Source organism: Rhodoglobus sp. (genome assembly GCF_053580035.1).
In genome coordinates, this window is sequence record NZ_JBMDVL010000001.1 from 293,778 (window position 1) to 308,011 (window position 14,234).

Genomic DNA, 14,234 nt, shown 5'->3' on the forward strand with positions numbered 1-14,234 from the left:
AGTGGGTCCTATTCGCCGCTGAGGCGCTTGAGTTCGAGCTTGTTCTCGTTGATCTCGTGAAGAGCAACCGAGAGAGGCTTGTCTTCGATCGTGGAGTCAACTAGGGGTCCGACGTTGTCGAACAGGCTTCCTTCGTGAAGGTCTGCGTAGTAGTCGTTGATCTGGCGAGCACGCTTGGACGCGAAGATTACCAGCTGGTACTTCGAGTCAACCTTCGACAGCAGTTCGTCGATGGGGGGATCAATGATGCCCGAGTTCTTGTCAACCATGGGGGTGCTCCTTGGAGTCGGAAGTGGTCGCGCCAGCGGGCGCATCCATCAATTCTACGACTTCTTGAGCCGCTTGGCTTACTTCTGTGTTCACGACTTTCACATCGAACTCTTCTTGAGCCGCCAATTCGACCTTTGCGGTCTCTAATCTGCGCGCCTGTTCGGCCGCATCTTCGGTGCCGCGGCCAATCAATCGGCGAACCAATTCTTCCCAAGTGGGAGGCAGAAGGAAGACCAATAGTGCCTCAGGCATGACCGAACGCACGGCGCGCGCACCTTGCAGATCAATCTCCAGGAGAACACGCTTTCCCGCAGCGAGAGCAGCATCGATTGGCGGACGCGGCGTGCCGTAACGGTAGGAATTGTGCACGATTGCCCACTCGAGAAGCTCATTACCGGCGATCATGGCGTCGAACTGTTCATCACTAACGAAGTAGTAATGAACTCCGTCAACTTCTCCCGGGCGGGGCTTTCGTGTCGTCGCAGACACGCTAAGCAAAACGTCGGGATGATTTTCCCGAATGTAGCTCGAGACAGTACCTTTGCCGACGGCTGTTGGACCAGCGAGCACGACGAGACGCGTGGGTTCCGGACCTTGACGATCGGAAAGGTACGCGGCGAGTCGGTCTCGCTGTTTCGGACCGAGACCACCGACGCGCTTGCGCTCGGCAATAGCCAAATCTTCCATCACTGATTCAACCCTTGTCGGCCCCAACGAGGGAACACTGAGCAAGAGCTCGCGAACTAACAACCGAGCCTCAGGGCTATCTGGACTTGACCACGCTGTGCGTGCAACGCTCAGAGCGGTTCGTGCGCGCTCGGCAACTTCACGTTTGACCGATGCGCGAGCTCGGCGGGCAGCAATCGCCGCGCGCGATGCAGCAGCTCTATCGACTGCTGGGGGTTCCGGGCGAGGTCCCATCAGCGCACCTGCTCACGAAGTTGAGAGCGTAACGAACGCAATTCGGAGGGAATCTGGCTCGCTCCCTCTTGGAGAACGCTTCGCGAGACCGTGACAATAGTGTTCACGACCGCTGGACCGTATAGTTCACGCGCTTGCTCAACCAATGCTCCTTGAGCGCCAAAACCCGGGGCCAGTACCGGTACATCGATCAACTCTTCAACTCGCATGCCGTAGTCGGCGACGTTCACCGTTGCACCAACAACAACACCAAACGAGCCCAACCCGCTCTCCGAGTTGAGAGCACGAACATCTCGAACCACGCTGGCCGCAACCGTTGCGCCCTCATGTTCACCCTCAACAATGCGAGCAGATTGGATGCTCAAAGCTGAAGCGTTCGATGTCGCCGCAAGTACGAAAATCCCTTTGCCAGCGTTGCGCGCCAACTCAAACGGTCCTGAAAGTTCTGAAACGCCCTGGTACGCGACCGCCGTCATTGCATCAGCCTCCAGAGGAGATCCCGGAGTGAGCCACGCTTGCCCATACGCCTCTACCGAAGACGAAAGATCGCCACGCTTGACGTCGGCGATGACAAGCATTCCGGCCGAACGTGCCAAAGCGAAGGACTCTTCGAGCACCGCATAGCCGGCAGATCCAAAGCGCTCGAAAAATGCCACCTGTGGTTTGATCATTCCTACGTTGCCTGCTGCAGCATCCACCGCACGAAGCGCAAATTCGCGAACACCGTGCACATCATCGGAAAGCCCCCAACTCTCGAGCAAGAACGGGTGGGGGTCAACCCCCATGCAGACTCCCCCGAATTCCTCGAAGGTTTGCTCTAGTCGTGACGCGAAGCTAGGCATTGTTAGCAACTTTCTCCAGCTCGGCAGCGCGATCGAGGGCGTAATCCTGAAGAGAGCGAACATCGAAGCCATCACGGATGGCCTCAAACGAAGCTACCGCCGCCGCAAGTTGGGCCATGGTTGTGAAGATCGGTTTGTCGGCGGCGACCGTCGCTGTGCGGATTTCGTAACCATCGGCACGCGCGCTGCGGCCGCTTGGCGTGTTGATGACGACATCCACCTTGCCTTCGTTGATCATCTCCACGATCGACGGTTCCGCAGCGTCAACCTCTTGACCCATGAAGTATTTGCGCACCACTTGAGCCTCGATGCCGTTGCGCGCGAGAATTTCGGCGGTGCCTTCGGTGGCGAGAATCGTGAAGCCAAGCTGGCTGAGGCGCAGCACCGGCAGGATGACGGCTCGCTTGTCACGGTCAGCAACCGATACGAACACCGATCCGCTGTCGGGTAATCCACCATAAGCCGCCTCCTGGCTCTTGGCGAAGGCCTTCGGGAAGTTGGAGTCGATTCCCATGACCTCACCGGTCGAGCGCATCTCTGGGCCAAGAACGGAGTCAACAACCTGACCCTCAACCGTGCGGAAGCGGCGGAATGGCAACACTGCTTCTTTCACCGAGACCGGCGACGTCGATGGCACTTGCGAGCCATCGAGAATCGGAAGTAGGCCGCTATCGACGAGCGAACGGATGCTCGAACCGGCCATCACGAGAGCGGCAGCCTTCGCCAGCGGGATACCGAGTGCCTTCGATACAAAGGGAACGGTACGACTCGCGCGAGGGTTGGCTTCGAGCACATAAAGGATGCCCTGACCGATCGCAAACTGCACGTTCAGCAGACCGCGCACGCCGACGCCTTCAGCGATGGCGAGTGTTGCTTCGCGCACGCGATTGAGCACGTCGCGGCCAAGAGTGACCGACGGAAGGGTGCATGCAGAATCGCCGGAGTGAATACCGGCTTCTTCGATGTGCTCCATGATTCCGCCGACGTAAAGCTCAGTACCGTCATAAATTGCGTCGATGTCGATCTCGATCGCGTCATCGAGGAAGCGGTCAACGAGCAACGGTGAGCTCGGCGAGATGATCACAACGTCGCGCACCCGGTCGAAGTAATCGGCGAGAGCTTCGGAGTCATAAATGATCTCCATGCCACGCCCACCAAGCACGTGCGAGGGACGAACGAGAACCGGGAACCCGATGTGCTCGGCGATCTCAATCGCTTCGGACTGGTTAGTGGCGGTGCCGTTCTTCGGTGCGAGCAGTCCAGCGTTGTCGAGAATCTCCGAGAACAACCCGCGTTCCTCGGCAAGGTCAATCGCCTCTGGTGTCGTTCCGAGGATCGGGATGCCTGCATCCTTGAGTCCCTGAGCGAGACCCAGAGCTGTCTGGCCGCCGAGCTGCACGATCACTCCGAGGAGTTCACCACTCTTGCTCTCTGCATGGATGATCTCGAGCACATCTTCGAGGGTGAGGGGCTCGAAGTAGAGCCGGTCACTCGTGTCGTAGTCAGTCGAGACCGTCTCGGGGTTGCAGTTGATCATGATGGTCTCGTAGCCCGCATCGGAGAGGGCGAACGAGGCATGAACGCACGAGTAGTCGAACTCAATACCCTGGCCGATACGGTTCGGGCCCGAACCAAGAATGATGACCTTCGTCTTGTCGCTCGGGGCAACTTCAGTCTCGGAGTCGTAGCTGGAGTAGTGGTACGGGGTAAGTGCGGGGAACTCGCCGGCACAGGTATCGACCGTCTTGAAGACGGGACGTACGTTCAGGCCCCAGCGAAGATCGCGAATTTCTGCCTCGGTGGAACCACGAAGGTCAGCAATCTGTACGTCGCTGAATCCATGATTCTTGGCGTGAGTGAGCAGGGCAACAGTCAGCTTGTCTGCTTCGGCAATGTCGATTGCGACCTCGTTGATTAGCGCGATCTGGTCGATAAACCACGGGTCGATTTTGGTGGCATCGAACACCTCTTCGGTCGTGGCGCCGGCGCGCATGGCCTGCTGCACCGTAACAATGCGACCGTCAGTAGCGATGGCCGACAGGGCAAGCAATTCCGTCTTGTCACCCACTTGACCGTTCCAGTGGAAGCTTGAATCTCGCTTCTCTAGTGAGCGAAGCGCTTTTTGCAGGGCCGTCGAATAGTTGCGACCGATTGCCATGGCCTCACCGACCGATTTCATCGTGGTCGTGAGGCGGGTGTCTGCCGCCGGGAACTTCTCAAACGCGAACCGCGGAACCTTGACCACAACGTAGTCGAGGGTCGGCTCGAAGCTTGCGGGGGTGACCTTGGTGATGTCGTTCGGGATTTCGTCGAGACGGTAGCCGATGGCGAGCTTGGCCGCGATCTTTGCGATCGGGAATCCGGTTGCTTTCGACGCGAGTGCGCTTGAGCGTGATACCCGTGGGTTCATCTCGATGACAATCACACGACCGGTCGCGGGATCGATAGCGAACTGAACGTTGCAGCCACCAGTGTCGACCCCAACAGCACGGATGATGTCGATGCCAATGTTGCGAAGGTTCTGATACTCACGGTCGGTCAAAGTGAGCGCCGGCGCGACTGTGATCGAGTCACCGGTGTGAACACCGACCGGGTCAACATTCTCAATCGAACACACGACAACAGTGTTGTCTGACGTGTCGCGCATGAGCTCGAGCTCGTACTCTTTCCAGCCCAGGATGCTCTCCTCGAGCAGCACCTCGGTAGTTGGACTCTGGTGCAAGCCGTCTGTGACCATACGGATCAGTTCCTCGCGAGAGTACGCAAACCCCGAACCGAGACCGCCCATTGTGAAAGAGGGGCGGATCACGAGTGGATATCCAAGATCCTCAGCGAACTCAACCGCCTCGGTAACTGTACGAGCGATGTACGACTTTGCGACGTCTGCCCCACAGTCGATCACGAGCTGCTTGAAAATCTGGCGGTCCTCTCCGCGGTTGATCGCTTCGAGGTTCGCGCCGATCAGCTCGACGTTGTACTTTTCGAGGATGCCGTGAGCGTCGAGCTCGATAGCCGCGTTGAGCGCCGTCTGGCCGCCGAGGGTCGGGAGCAGAGCATCCGGACGCTCCTTGGCGATGATCGACTCGATGACTTCCCACGTGATGGGCTCGATGTAGGTTGCATCGGCGAAATCGGGGTCGGTCATGATCGTCGCGGGGTTCGAGTTGACCAGGATGACCCGGATGCCCTCCTCGCGCAACACTCGACAGGCTTGTGTTCCCGAGTAGTCAAACTCTGCTGCCTGACCGATAACGATCGGGCCGGAACCGATGACCAGTACCGAGGAAATGTCTTGTCTCTTGGGCATTACTTGCTGTCCTTTGCGTTCTCGAGAACAAGGTCGCGGAACCTGTCGAAAAGATAGTTGGCATCGTGGGGGCCAGAGGCCGCCTCGGGGTGGTACTGAACTGAGAAGGCGGGGATGTCGAGCGCTCGAAGGCCCTCGACCACGTTGTCATTGAGGTTGACGTGGCTTACTTCGACGCGACCGAAGCCGGCCGGTGACTGGCTGATCACACCGACGGGGGCGTCAACCGCGAAGCCGTGATTGTGAGAAGTGATCTCAGTGCGGAGTGTGTTCACATCGACAACTGGTTGGTTGATTCCGCGGTGACCGAATGGCAACTTGTAGGTTCCGTACCCGAGGGCTCGGCCCAAAAGTTGGTTTCCGAAGCAAATTCCGAAGAACGGAAGTCCCTTCTTGAGGACGTCGGTGAGGAGGGCGACATGATCATCCGATGCAGAAGGGTCGCCGGGCCCATTCGAATAGAAGACTGCGACCGGGTTGATGGCGAGCAGCTCATCGAAAGTGACCGTCTGTGGCAGCACGTGCACTTCGAAGCCGCGCTCCGCCAAGAATCTCAGGGTGGATGTTTTCACACCGAGATCAAGCACGGCGAGACGCCCGATGCTGTCGCCGATCGCGTCGACGACATAGCTTTCAGCGGTGGACACCTCGGATGACAAGCTTCGGCCGGTCATCTGCGCTGTGCTGTTCACTGCGGCGAGCTGATCTTCGTGACTCAACTCAGCGTCAGCACCGGAAAAGATTCCGCCGCGCATTGACCCAGAATCACGCAAGCGCCGGGTGATCGCCCTAGTATCGACACCGCTGATGCCCACGATTGACTGCTCGGTGAGCTGGTCATCGAGGGAACCGTTTGCGCGATAGTTGGAAACAACGCGGCTAGCGTCGCGAACGACAAAGCCCGATACCCAGATGCGCGAGGACTCAGGGTCTTCGTCGTTAACCCCGGTGTTGCCAATATGCGGCGCCGTCATCACGACGATTTGTCCGGCATAGCTCGGGTCGGTGATCGTCTCTTGGTAACCGGTCATCCCTGTGGCGAACACGACTTCGCCAAGACGCTGGCCGCGGGCACCGTATGCCTGTCCGAGATAGCGAGTGCCATCTTCCAGTACGAGCACTGCTGCTTCAAAGGTCATGGGGCTGCCTCTCATTGCTGATGACACCGGCGAGGGCTTGTTCACAGGCCTCGGGGTCATCCATTCGGAAATAACTATCGACTGCTGTGCCATCGAGCGTCCACTCGATCACCTGCAATCCGTTGTTCTCGACGACACGGTCGATCGTCAAAGATGCCCGCGAAATGCCGCGCACGTCGGCGCGCGGTATCCACACATCGCGTTCGCCAGTGCGGAACACCGCGACGCCGTGGGGGTGCACCTCGATGCTGCAGTTGCCGCGGAAGCCCAGCGTGTGAACGGCAACACGATTGAGTTGATCTCCGCCGAGCGTCGTCGACACATACTTTCCCGTGAAGCTCGGGTGCGTGCCAGGCAAATCTGCTGGAGGCAGCTGGGGAACGCTGATGTGCGATTGGCGACGCTTGCGCGCGAACCACCCGGCAACCATCAGCCCCAGGAGTAGCGCGAGGAAAGCGACCACGATCAGCGTTGACACATCTTTAGACATTGTTGGCCTCCACGGTGGCAAGTCGCGCGCTCCGAGCAACTTCATCACTATCAACCAATTCGCCATCCCTCACGGTTTCATACCCGTTATGGATCGTAGTGAGCACGCGGCCGGGAAGCGTGCGCCCCAAATACGGCGAGTTCGTGCTCTTGCCGCGCAACGATTCGGTACTGAACGTCGATCGTGCACTCGGGTCAATCAGCACGAGGTTCGCTGGCGAGCCGAGCGCAAACGGAACCTGATAGCCGTCGAGACGCCCGATCTGTGCCGGCGCCTGTGAGAGTACGCGCGCGACATCTGCCCATGTCAACTGACCGGTATCGACAACGGCCTCTTGCACAACGTTCAGCGCTGATTCGAGACCGACCATTCCAAACGCTGCCTCTGCCCACGAACACTCTTTTGCCTCGGGAGGATGCGGAGCATGATCGGTAGCAACAATGTCGATGGTTCCGTCGGCGAGAGCCGCTCGTAACGCGTGCACATCCTCATCACGGCGAAGCGGCGGATTCACTTTGAATCGAGCGTCGTAGCCACGCACAAGTTCGTCTGTCAGCAGAAGGTGATGCGGTGTGACTTCTGCCGTTACCGCAATGCCGCGGGCTTTCGCCCACCGAATGACGTCAACCGAACCTGCCGTTGAGAGGTGACAAATGTGAAGCCGTGCTCCGACGTGCTCAGCGAGCAGTACATCGCGAGCGATGATCGACTCTTCGGCAACCGCCGGCCACCCGGCGAGACCAAGCTCGCTCGATACAGCGCCCTCGTTCATTTGGGCATCCACTGTCAGAGTCGGCTCTTGCGCGTGCTGAGCAACAACTCCATCAAACGTCTTCACATATTCAAGCGCTCGGCGCATGAGAAGCGCGTTGTGAACGCACTTGCCGTCGTCGGAAAAAACCCGGACACCCGCACGCGAGTTCGCCATGGCACCAATCTCAGAGAGTGTCGTGCCGCCAAGGCCCTCGGTGACAGCGCCGATGGGGCGCACTGTGGCATAGCCGTGGGTATCGCCCAATGACTGCACTTGCTCTACTACTCCGGCAGTGTCTTGCACCGGCATGGTGTTTGCCATAGCAAAGACGGCGGTAAAGCCGCCGATAGCCGCTGCCCGCGTGCCTGACAAGACGGTTTCGCTCTGTTCAAAGCCAGGTTCACGAAGGTGGGTGTGGAGGTCAACCAGACCTGGCAAGGCTTGAAGTCCCGAAGCATCAATGGTGCGATCCGCAGTGCTGTCGTCGGTAAAAACGCCCCGGTCAATGGTGAAGTCGGTGCGCTCGCCACTAGGCAAAGTTGCGTTGACAATTCTTATACTCAAGAGAGTCCTCTTCTCTGGGGTACTACACGGACGTCGGTGACAGAGGCTAGTTCTTCACTCATCGCTCTACAGCTCCGGACAGCAAGTGATACAGCACCGACATTCTCACTGAGACGCCATTTCTGACCTGATCGAGCACTGTCGACTGCGGCGAATCTGCCGCCGCAGCGGAGATTTCTAGACCGCGGTTCATCGGCCCAGGATGCATAACCATGCTACTGGCTGGAAGTGCACGCATTCGTTCGTCGTTGAGTCCCCACTGCTTCGAATATTCGCGAGCATTAGGAAAGAATGCGGCAGCCATTCGTTCACCCTGAACTCGCAACATCATGATGACATCTGGGCCCTGGGCAATCGCGTGATCGAGGTCATAGGACACTTCAACAGGCCACCCGCTGAGGTTCACCGGCAAGAGCGTGGCCGGGGCGACGAGAGTGACGTGCGCTCCGAGCGTTGTGAGTAGCCAGACGTTCGACCGGGCTACCCGAGAATGCACAATGTCGCCAACAACGGTGACGGTGACGCCGTCGAGATCCCGTCCGCGAGCGTTCGCACCATGAAGTCGGCGCCGAATGGTAAACGCGTCAAGCAGCGCTTGAGTGGGATGCTCGTGGGTTCCGTCGCCAGCATTGACAATGCCGGCATCGATCCATCCGCTGTCAGCGAGTGTTTTGGGCGCTCCAGATGCCCAATGACGAACGACCACAGCATCAGCCCCCATGGCGGCAAGAGTCTGAGCGGTGTCTTTGAGGTTCTCCCCCTTAGATACGCTCGAGCCCTTGGCGGCGAAGTTGATCACATCGGCACTGAGCCGTTTCGCTGCTGCCTCGAAGGAGATACGAGTGCGAGTGGAGTCTTCGAAGAACAGGTTGATGACGGTCTTGCCGCGGAGAGTCGGCAACTTTTTGACCTCACGCTCGCCAACAGCCGCCATGTCTTCGGCAACATCGAGAATCGCGATGGCTTCGTCACGTTGTAGACCCTGTGTTGTCAGTAGGTGCCTCATCCGATCGTCACCTCATCAGTGCCGTCGATTTCTTCCAGGCGCACATTAATGCGTTCTTCCATTGAGCTCGGAAGGTTCTTCCCTACGAAGTCAGCGCGAATCGGAAACTCGCGGTGGCCACGGTCAACAAGCACAGCTAATCGAACCGCTCTCGGTCGCCCTAGGTCACCCAGCGCATCAAGAGCAGCGCGAATTGTTCGGCCTGAGTAGAGAACGTCGTCAACGAGCACAACAGTCTTACCGTCGATACCACCACCGGGGATGTCTGTCGGGCCAGTTGCGCGAGTGGGGTTCTGAGCAAGGTCGTCGCGGTACATCGTCACGTCGAGCGCACCGGCGGGAATAACCGCAGAGTCGACGGAGTGGATGATCGTCGAGATTCGCTTCGCGAGAGTTACACCGCGGGTAGGGATACCGAGAATGACGAGATCGTCTGAACCGCGATTGGACTCAAGAATCTCGTGGGAAATACGAGTCAACGCTCGGGTGATATCAGCATGCTGCAGCACTGTGCGTACAGGCATTCTGACCTCCTTCCCCGCCTCTCTGGACGGAATTTAAAGGAAATCTGTTTCACCGACTATAGCGTGCTCACGACAGACTTATGAACCCCAGCGCTTGAGTAGGAAACGCTCAAGCAAGCCCACAAGGCTGTCGGTGGTCTTGCCAAGCACACCAAGCAGAATGATCGTCAAGAACAATCGATCGATCCGACCATTGTTCTGTGAATCAACCAGCAGATAACCGAGTCCCAAAGATGCTCCTAGCAGCTCGCCCGCCACCAGAAATAACCACGCCTGCGCCAGAGCAAGCCGCAGCGAAGAAATAACTGCAGGCACCACCGCTGGCAGCTGAACGAGACTCAGGAGGGCCGGGCCGGAGTAACCGTAGCTACGACCCAATTCCACTAGGTGAGCATCCACATGTCTGAGAGCGGACGCGACCGTTGTATAGACAGGAAAGAACGCGCCGATCGCAATCAAAACAACTTTGGAATCCTCGTTGTAACCGAGGTAGAGCCCGAGGAGCGGAACCCAAGCCAGCGACGGGACTGCACGAAGCGCCCCCAACGTCGGGGCAAAAAAATCAGAGACGCGAGCGGACAATCCGACAACGGCTGCCAATGCCAAACCAACAATTGAGCCCATCGCGAAGCCAAGGATCACCCGTTGCGTCGAGATAGCAACATGCTGATAGAGCACTCCACGCTCGTAGAGATCTACGCCCGCTATCCAGACACTGAGGGGTGTTGGCAGTCGATAGCTCGCTACCACGCCGGAAGTCGCAATGATTTGCCACAGCACGATTAACGCAACAGGAACAACCGCACCCAGAATCATTGAGCGCACCAAGCGACGTCGGCGCTGTGGCGCTGCGGCAGAGATCGCCGGAACGGCCTCGACGTGGTTCACGTCGGGCCGCTCCAACACGCTTGAATCGTTACTCGGCGACACGGCTCGGATCCGCAGCATCGACATATGTGGTCTCGAAGAGTGAGGCGAGTGCATCGTCAATCTGTGATTGCGCAGCAACAGCACCAGAATCCACGAAAATTGGACCGATTATGTTCAGCACATCGAGCTGCTTCTGGCCCGGCGCGGGATCGATGGCAAGGTTGGTGCGCTCCAGCAGCACCGAGTTGGCGATGGGAAGATCAATACCCGCAACATCAGCGAAAATCGCTGCAGCATCATCGGGGTTATCTGCGGCCCACTGCCGAGCCTTCTCGTAAGCATCCACTACGAGTTGGGCGAGATCAGGGGACTTCTCGAGAAAACTTTCCGTCGCATTCAAGAACCCGTAGCTGTTGAAGTCAGGATTGTCATAGACGATGCGCGAACCCGCATTGACGACGGATGCACTCATCAGCGGATCAAGACCAGCCCACGCATCCACTGCACCCGATTCCAACGCCGTCTTACCGTCAGCGTGTTGAAGCTGGGTGATCGTAACTTCATCAAGGCCGATACCGAATTCTGCGAGAGTTTGAAGCAAGAAGAAATAGGGGTCGGTTCCCGCATTGGCTCCAATGTTCTTACCGCGCAGGTCCTCAGCCGATTGAATAGGCGAATCCGCGGCAACGACAATAGCGGACCAGTTTGGTTGCGAGTACACATCAACCGTTTTGATCGGTGAACCATTAGCCCGCGCCAGCAGTGCTGCTGAGCCAGCAGTCGAACCGATGTCAAGAGCTCCGGCGCGGAGAGCATCGTTCGCCGCTGCGGAACCGGATGACTGAATCCAGGTCACCTCGACATCATCGCCCAGGGTGTCTTCAAGCCAGCCCTCTTCCTTGATGATGAGACTCAGAGGGTTGTAGGTAGCGAAGTCAACAGCGAGGTGGTCACTGCTCCAGCCACCGTCGTTGTTTGCAGCCTCCGGAGACAGTGCGGAACCTTCACCGGCAACACAGCCAGAAATGCCAAGCGTCAACGCAACTGCGCCAGCGGCAAGGGGAGAAAAAAGTGAACGGCGAGACATGATTTCCTTCGTGGGTGAGTAAAGAAGCGGGGATTAGTGGGAACTGAGATGGTGGGTGGGAACCCCGAGGCCTTCAAGTAGTTCGGCCCGAAGTTCGGCAAGATCTCCGCTGCCGCGATCACGAGGGCGCACACCGGGGACAGTGACAGTGGCCCTGATACTCGAGCCCTCGTGTGCGGTGTCACTACCGACCGCACCAAGCAAAATGACGCGATCCGCTAAGTAGAGCGCTTCATCAACATCGTGAGTGACGATGACGATAGTGGCGGGTTCAGCAGCATGAAGCTCGAGAAGCAGATCTTGCATTGAGAGCCTCGTTAGCGCGTCGAGCGCTCCGAAAGGTTCGTCGAGAAGGAGCACGCCTGGCCGGCGGGCGAGAGCTCGCGCGAGAGAAACTCGCTGCGCCATTCCCCCCGAGATTTCCCGCGGGCGAAGCTGTGCAGATTCAGACAGTTTGACAAGCTCGAGGAGGTCAGCGACCCGATCGCTATCGTCGCTCGTAGGCTTGCCACGAGGAAGCCCGACCTCGACATTTCGTTTGATCGAACGCCACGGAAGCAAACGAGGCTCTTGAAAAGCAATTGCCGAACGCGCGTCAAGACCGGTAACGGGTGCACCGCCGATGCTGATTGCGCCACCGGTTGGTGAATCCAATCCACCGATATGGCGCAACAGCGTTGACTTGCCGCAGCCAGAGGGCCCGATGAGGGCAACAATTTCTCCGGCGCTGATGTCGAGATCGATGTTGTTGAGAACACGGCGCTCGCCAAACCTTCGCGAGAGATCGCGAATACTGACGGACAGCGCATCGGCTGCCGTGCTGCGGCGGGGGGATGAAGAACTCATCCCTGAACGCTAGAACTCCTCGGCGACAATGGCGATCTGCGCCGTAACGTAGCGTCACGCAACTGCGTAACGCTACGTCACAATAGAGCTAGTTACTCGCTACTGGCCGCAATGCGACCGAGCAAACCGTTGATGAAACCTGCTGAATCTTCAGTGGAGTGAACCTTGGCCGATTCGACGGCTTCAGAAATCGCGACACCGGTGGGAACATCATCGTTGTACAAGATTTCCCAGAGACCGATACGCAATAGAGCGCGATCTACCGCGGGCATCCGGTTAAGGGGCCACCCCTGCGAATAGGTCTCGATGAGTTCATCAATCTCGTCACCGTGAGCGGTAATCCCTAAGACAACTTGCTGGGCGTACGCCCACGAGGTTGCCCGTGCCGGATCGTTCATCGCACGGAGTGACTCTGCTGCCAACGCTTCGTTGATGCTTTCGCCACGAACATCGGCACCGTACATAAGGTCAAGCGCGCGCTTACGCGCCTTGCTGCGTGCCCCCATTTACTCGTTCACGCGGCCGAGGTAGCTACCATCGCGAGTATCAACCTTGACGCGGGTGCCCTGCTCGAGGAACAAAGGAACCTGAATCTGATATCCGGTTTCGACGGTCGCAGGCTTGCTGCCACCGGTCGAACGGTCGCCCTGAAGGCCAGGCTCCGTGTACGTGATCTCCAGAACAACGGATGCCGGGAGCTCGACGTAGAGAGGGTCACCGTTGTGGAGTGCGATTACCACGTTCTGGTTCTCGAGCATAAAGTTTGCGGCATCGCCAACAGCTTCAGCACTCAACGTGATCTGGTCGTAGTCGCTCGTGTTCATGAACACGAAATTTTCCATGTCCTTGTACAGGTACTGGAATTCGGAACGGTCAACAGTCTCGGTCTCGATCTTGGCGCCAGCGTTGAATGTGCGGTCAACGGTCTTACCCGAACGCACGTTCTTCACCTTGGTTCGAACGAAAGCGCCACCCTTGCCGGGCTTGACGTGTTGGAACTCGATAACGGTCCACAATCCACCGTCCATGTTGAGAACGACGCCGTTCCTGATGTCAGCGGTAGAGGCCATGCGTAAATCCGTTTCTGTTAACGAGCAAAAGCGCGAGTAAGTCGCGAAGGCGACAAATGCGACGTTCGAGTCTAACTGAGTCGACGAGCAACCGCGTCGAGGGCGAGAATGTACGATTCGAAACCGAATCCGGCAATCACTCCGGTTGCCACACCAGAAATCACGCTCGTGTGACGGAATTCTTCTCTGGCGTGTGGATTCGTGATGTGCACCTCCACGAGCGGGAGCCCTGCGCCAGTGACTTGAGCTGCAGCATCCCGCAGAGCGTACGAGTAGTGAGTGAAAGCAGCAGGATTCATGATGACCGGCGATCCTGAATCGACAGCCTCATGGAGCCAAGAAATCAGTTCTGTTTCGCTGTCGGTTTGGCGAAAGTCGAGCACAACATTTTCTCCATTGGCCAGCCCTCGGGTGTGAGCTTCAAGAGCGGATTGCAGCTCGCGAAGCGTTCCCCCACCATAAACATCAGGCTCTCGACTGCCGAGCCTGCTGAGGTTGGGCCCATTGAGGACAAATACTGTAGTCACCGCTCCACTCTAGCGAG

15 protein-coding genes are annotated in these 14,234 nt (G+C 58.0%); all 15 read right to left on the reverse strand.

Annotated features, from left to right (window positions below; translation table 11 throughout):
- Window positions 1-8 precede the first annotated feature (8 nt).
- Window positions 9-269, reverse strand: coding sequence for a DNA-directed RNA polymerase subunit omega (rpoZ, locus tag ACOH1Z_RS01440; protein ID WP_009772249.1), 261 nt, complete (start codon window positions 267-269; stop codon window positions 9-11).
- Window positions 262-1,191, reverse strand: a complete 930-nt coding sequence (gene gmk / locus ACOH1Z_RS01445; RefSeq protein ID WP_449646721.1) for a guanylate kinase — start codon at window positions 1,189-1,191, stop codon at window positions 262-264. Before gmk ends, rpoZ begins: the two co-directional genes overlap by 8 nt.
- Window positions 1,191-2,033 (reverse strand): orotidine-5'-phosphate decarboxylase, encoded by an 843-nt coding sequence (pyrF, locus tag ACOH1Z_RS01450; RefSeq protein WP_449646722.1) that lies wholly within the window; start codon window positions 2,031-2,033, stop codon window positions 1,191-1,193. Before pyrF ends, gmk begins: the two co-directional genes overlap by 1 nt.
- Window positions 2,026-5,340: a carbamoyl-phosphate synthase large subunit gene (carB, locus tag ACOH1Z_RS01455; RefSeq protein WP_449646723.1), complete on the reverse strand. Its 3,315-nt coding sequence runs from the start codon at window positions 5,338-5,340 to the stop codon at window positions 2,026-2,028. The genes pyrF and carB overlap by 8 nt, the downstream gene beginning before the upstream one ends.
- The gene (carA, locus tag ACOH1Z_RS01460) at window positions 5,340-6,479 is read right to left on the reverse strand and encodes a glutamine-hydrolyzing carbamoyl-phosphate synthase small subunit (RefSeq protein WP_449646724.1); all 1,140 of its coding nucleotides are present in this window, start codon (window positions 6,477-6,479) and stop codon (window positions 5,340-5,342) included. Before carA ends, carB begins: the two co-directional genes overlap by 1 nt.
- Complete coding sequence (locus tag ACOH1Z_RS01465) at window positions 6,469-6,969, reverse strand: PH-like domain-containing protein (RefSeq protein WP_449646725.1); 501 nt, start codon at window positions 6,967-6,969, stop codon at window positions 6,469-6,471. Before ACOH1Z_RS01465 ends, carA begins: the two co-directional genes overlap by 11 nt.
- Window positions 6,962-8,287 carry a dihydroorotase gene (locus tag ACOH1Z_RS01470; RefSeq protein ID WP_449646726.1) on the reverse strand — a complete coding sequence of 442 codons (1,326 nt, stop codon included), beginning with the start codon at window positions 8,285-8,287 and terminating at the stop codon, window positions 6,962-6,964. Before ACOH1Z_RS01470 ends, ACOH1Z_RS01465 begins: the two co-directional genes overlap by 8 nt.
- A 58-nt stretch (window positions 8,288-8,345) precedes the next feature.
- Window positions 8,346-9,293, reverse strand: a complete 948-nt coding sequence (locus ACOH1Z_RS01475) for an aspartate carbamoyltransferase catalytic subunit (RefSeq protein WP_449646727.1) — start codon at window positions 9,291-9,293, stop codon at window positions 8,346-8,348.
- The gene (gene pyrR / locus ACOH1Z_RS01480; protein WP_449646728.1) at window positions 9,290-9,817 is read right to left on the reverse strand and encodes a bifunctional pyr operon transcriptional regulator/uracil phosphoribosyltransferase PyrR; all 528 of its coding nucleotides are present in this window, start codon (window positions 9,815-9,817) and stop codon (window positions 9,290-9,292) included. Before pyrR ends, ACOH1Z_RS01475 begins: the two co-directional genes overlap by 4 nt.
- Before the next feature lie 78 nt (window positions 9,818-9,895).
- Window positions 9,896-10,771, reverse strand: a complete 876-nt coding sequence (locus tag ACOH1Z_RS01485; protein ID WP_449646729.1) for an ABC transporter permease — start codon at window positions 10,769-10,771, stop codon at window positions 9,896-9,898.
- On the reverse strand, window positions 10,734-11,774 hold the full coding sequence (locus ACOH1Z_RS01490) for an aliphatic sulfonate ABC transporter substrate-binding protein (protein WP_449646730.1): 1,041 nt from the start codon (window positions 11,772-11,774) through the stop codon (window positions 10,734-10,736). Before ACOH1Z_RS01490 ends, ACOH1Z_RS01485 begins: the two co-directional genes overlap by 38 nt.
- Before the next feature lie 33 nt (window positions 11,775-11,807).
- Window positions 11,808-12,620: an ABC transporter ATP-binding protein gene (locus ACOH1Z_RS01495; RefSeq protein WP_449646731.1), complete on the reverse strand. Its 813-nt coding sequence runs from the start codon at window positions 12,618-12,620 to the stop codon at window positions 11,808-11,810.
- Between the two features lie 92 nt (window positions 12,621-12,712).
- Window positions 12,713-13,126, reverse strand: coding sequence for a transcription antitermination factor NusB (nusB, locus tag ACOH1Z_RS01500; RefSeq protein ID WP_449646732.1), 414 nt, complete (start codon window positions 13,124-13,126; stop codon window positions 12,713-12,715).
- Window positions 13,127-13,690 (reverse strand): elongation factor P, encoded by a 564-nt coding sequence (gene efp / locus ACOH1Z_RS01505; protein WP_449646733.1) that lies wholly within the window; start codon window positions 13,688-13,690, stop codon window positions 13,127-13,129.
- Window positions 13,691-13,761: 71 nt separating this feature from the next.
- Window positions 13,762-14,217, reverse strand: coding sequence for a type II 3-dehydroquinate dehydratase (locus ACOH1Z_RS01510; protein WP_449646734.1), 456 nt, complete (start codon window positions 14,215-14,217; stop codon window positions 13,762-13,764).
- Between the last annotated feature and the right edge of the window lie 17 nt (window positions 14,218-14,234).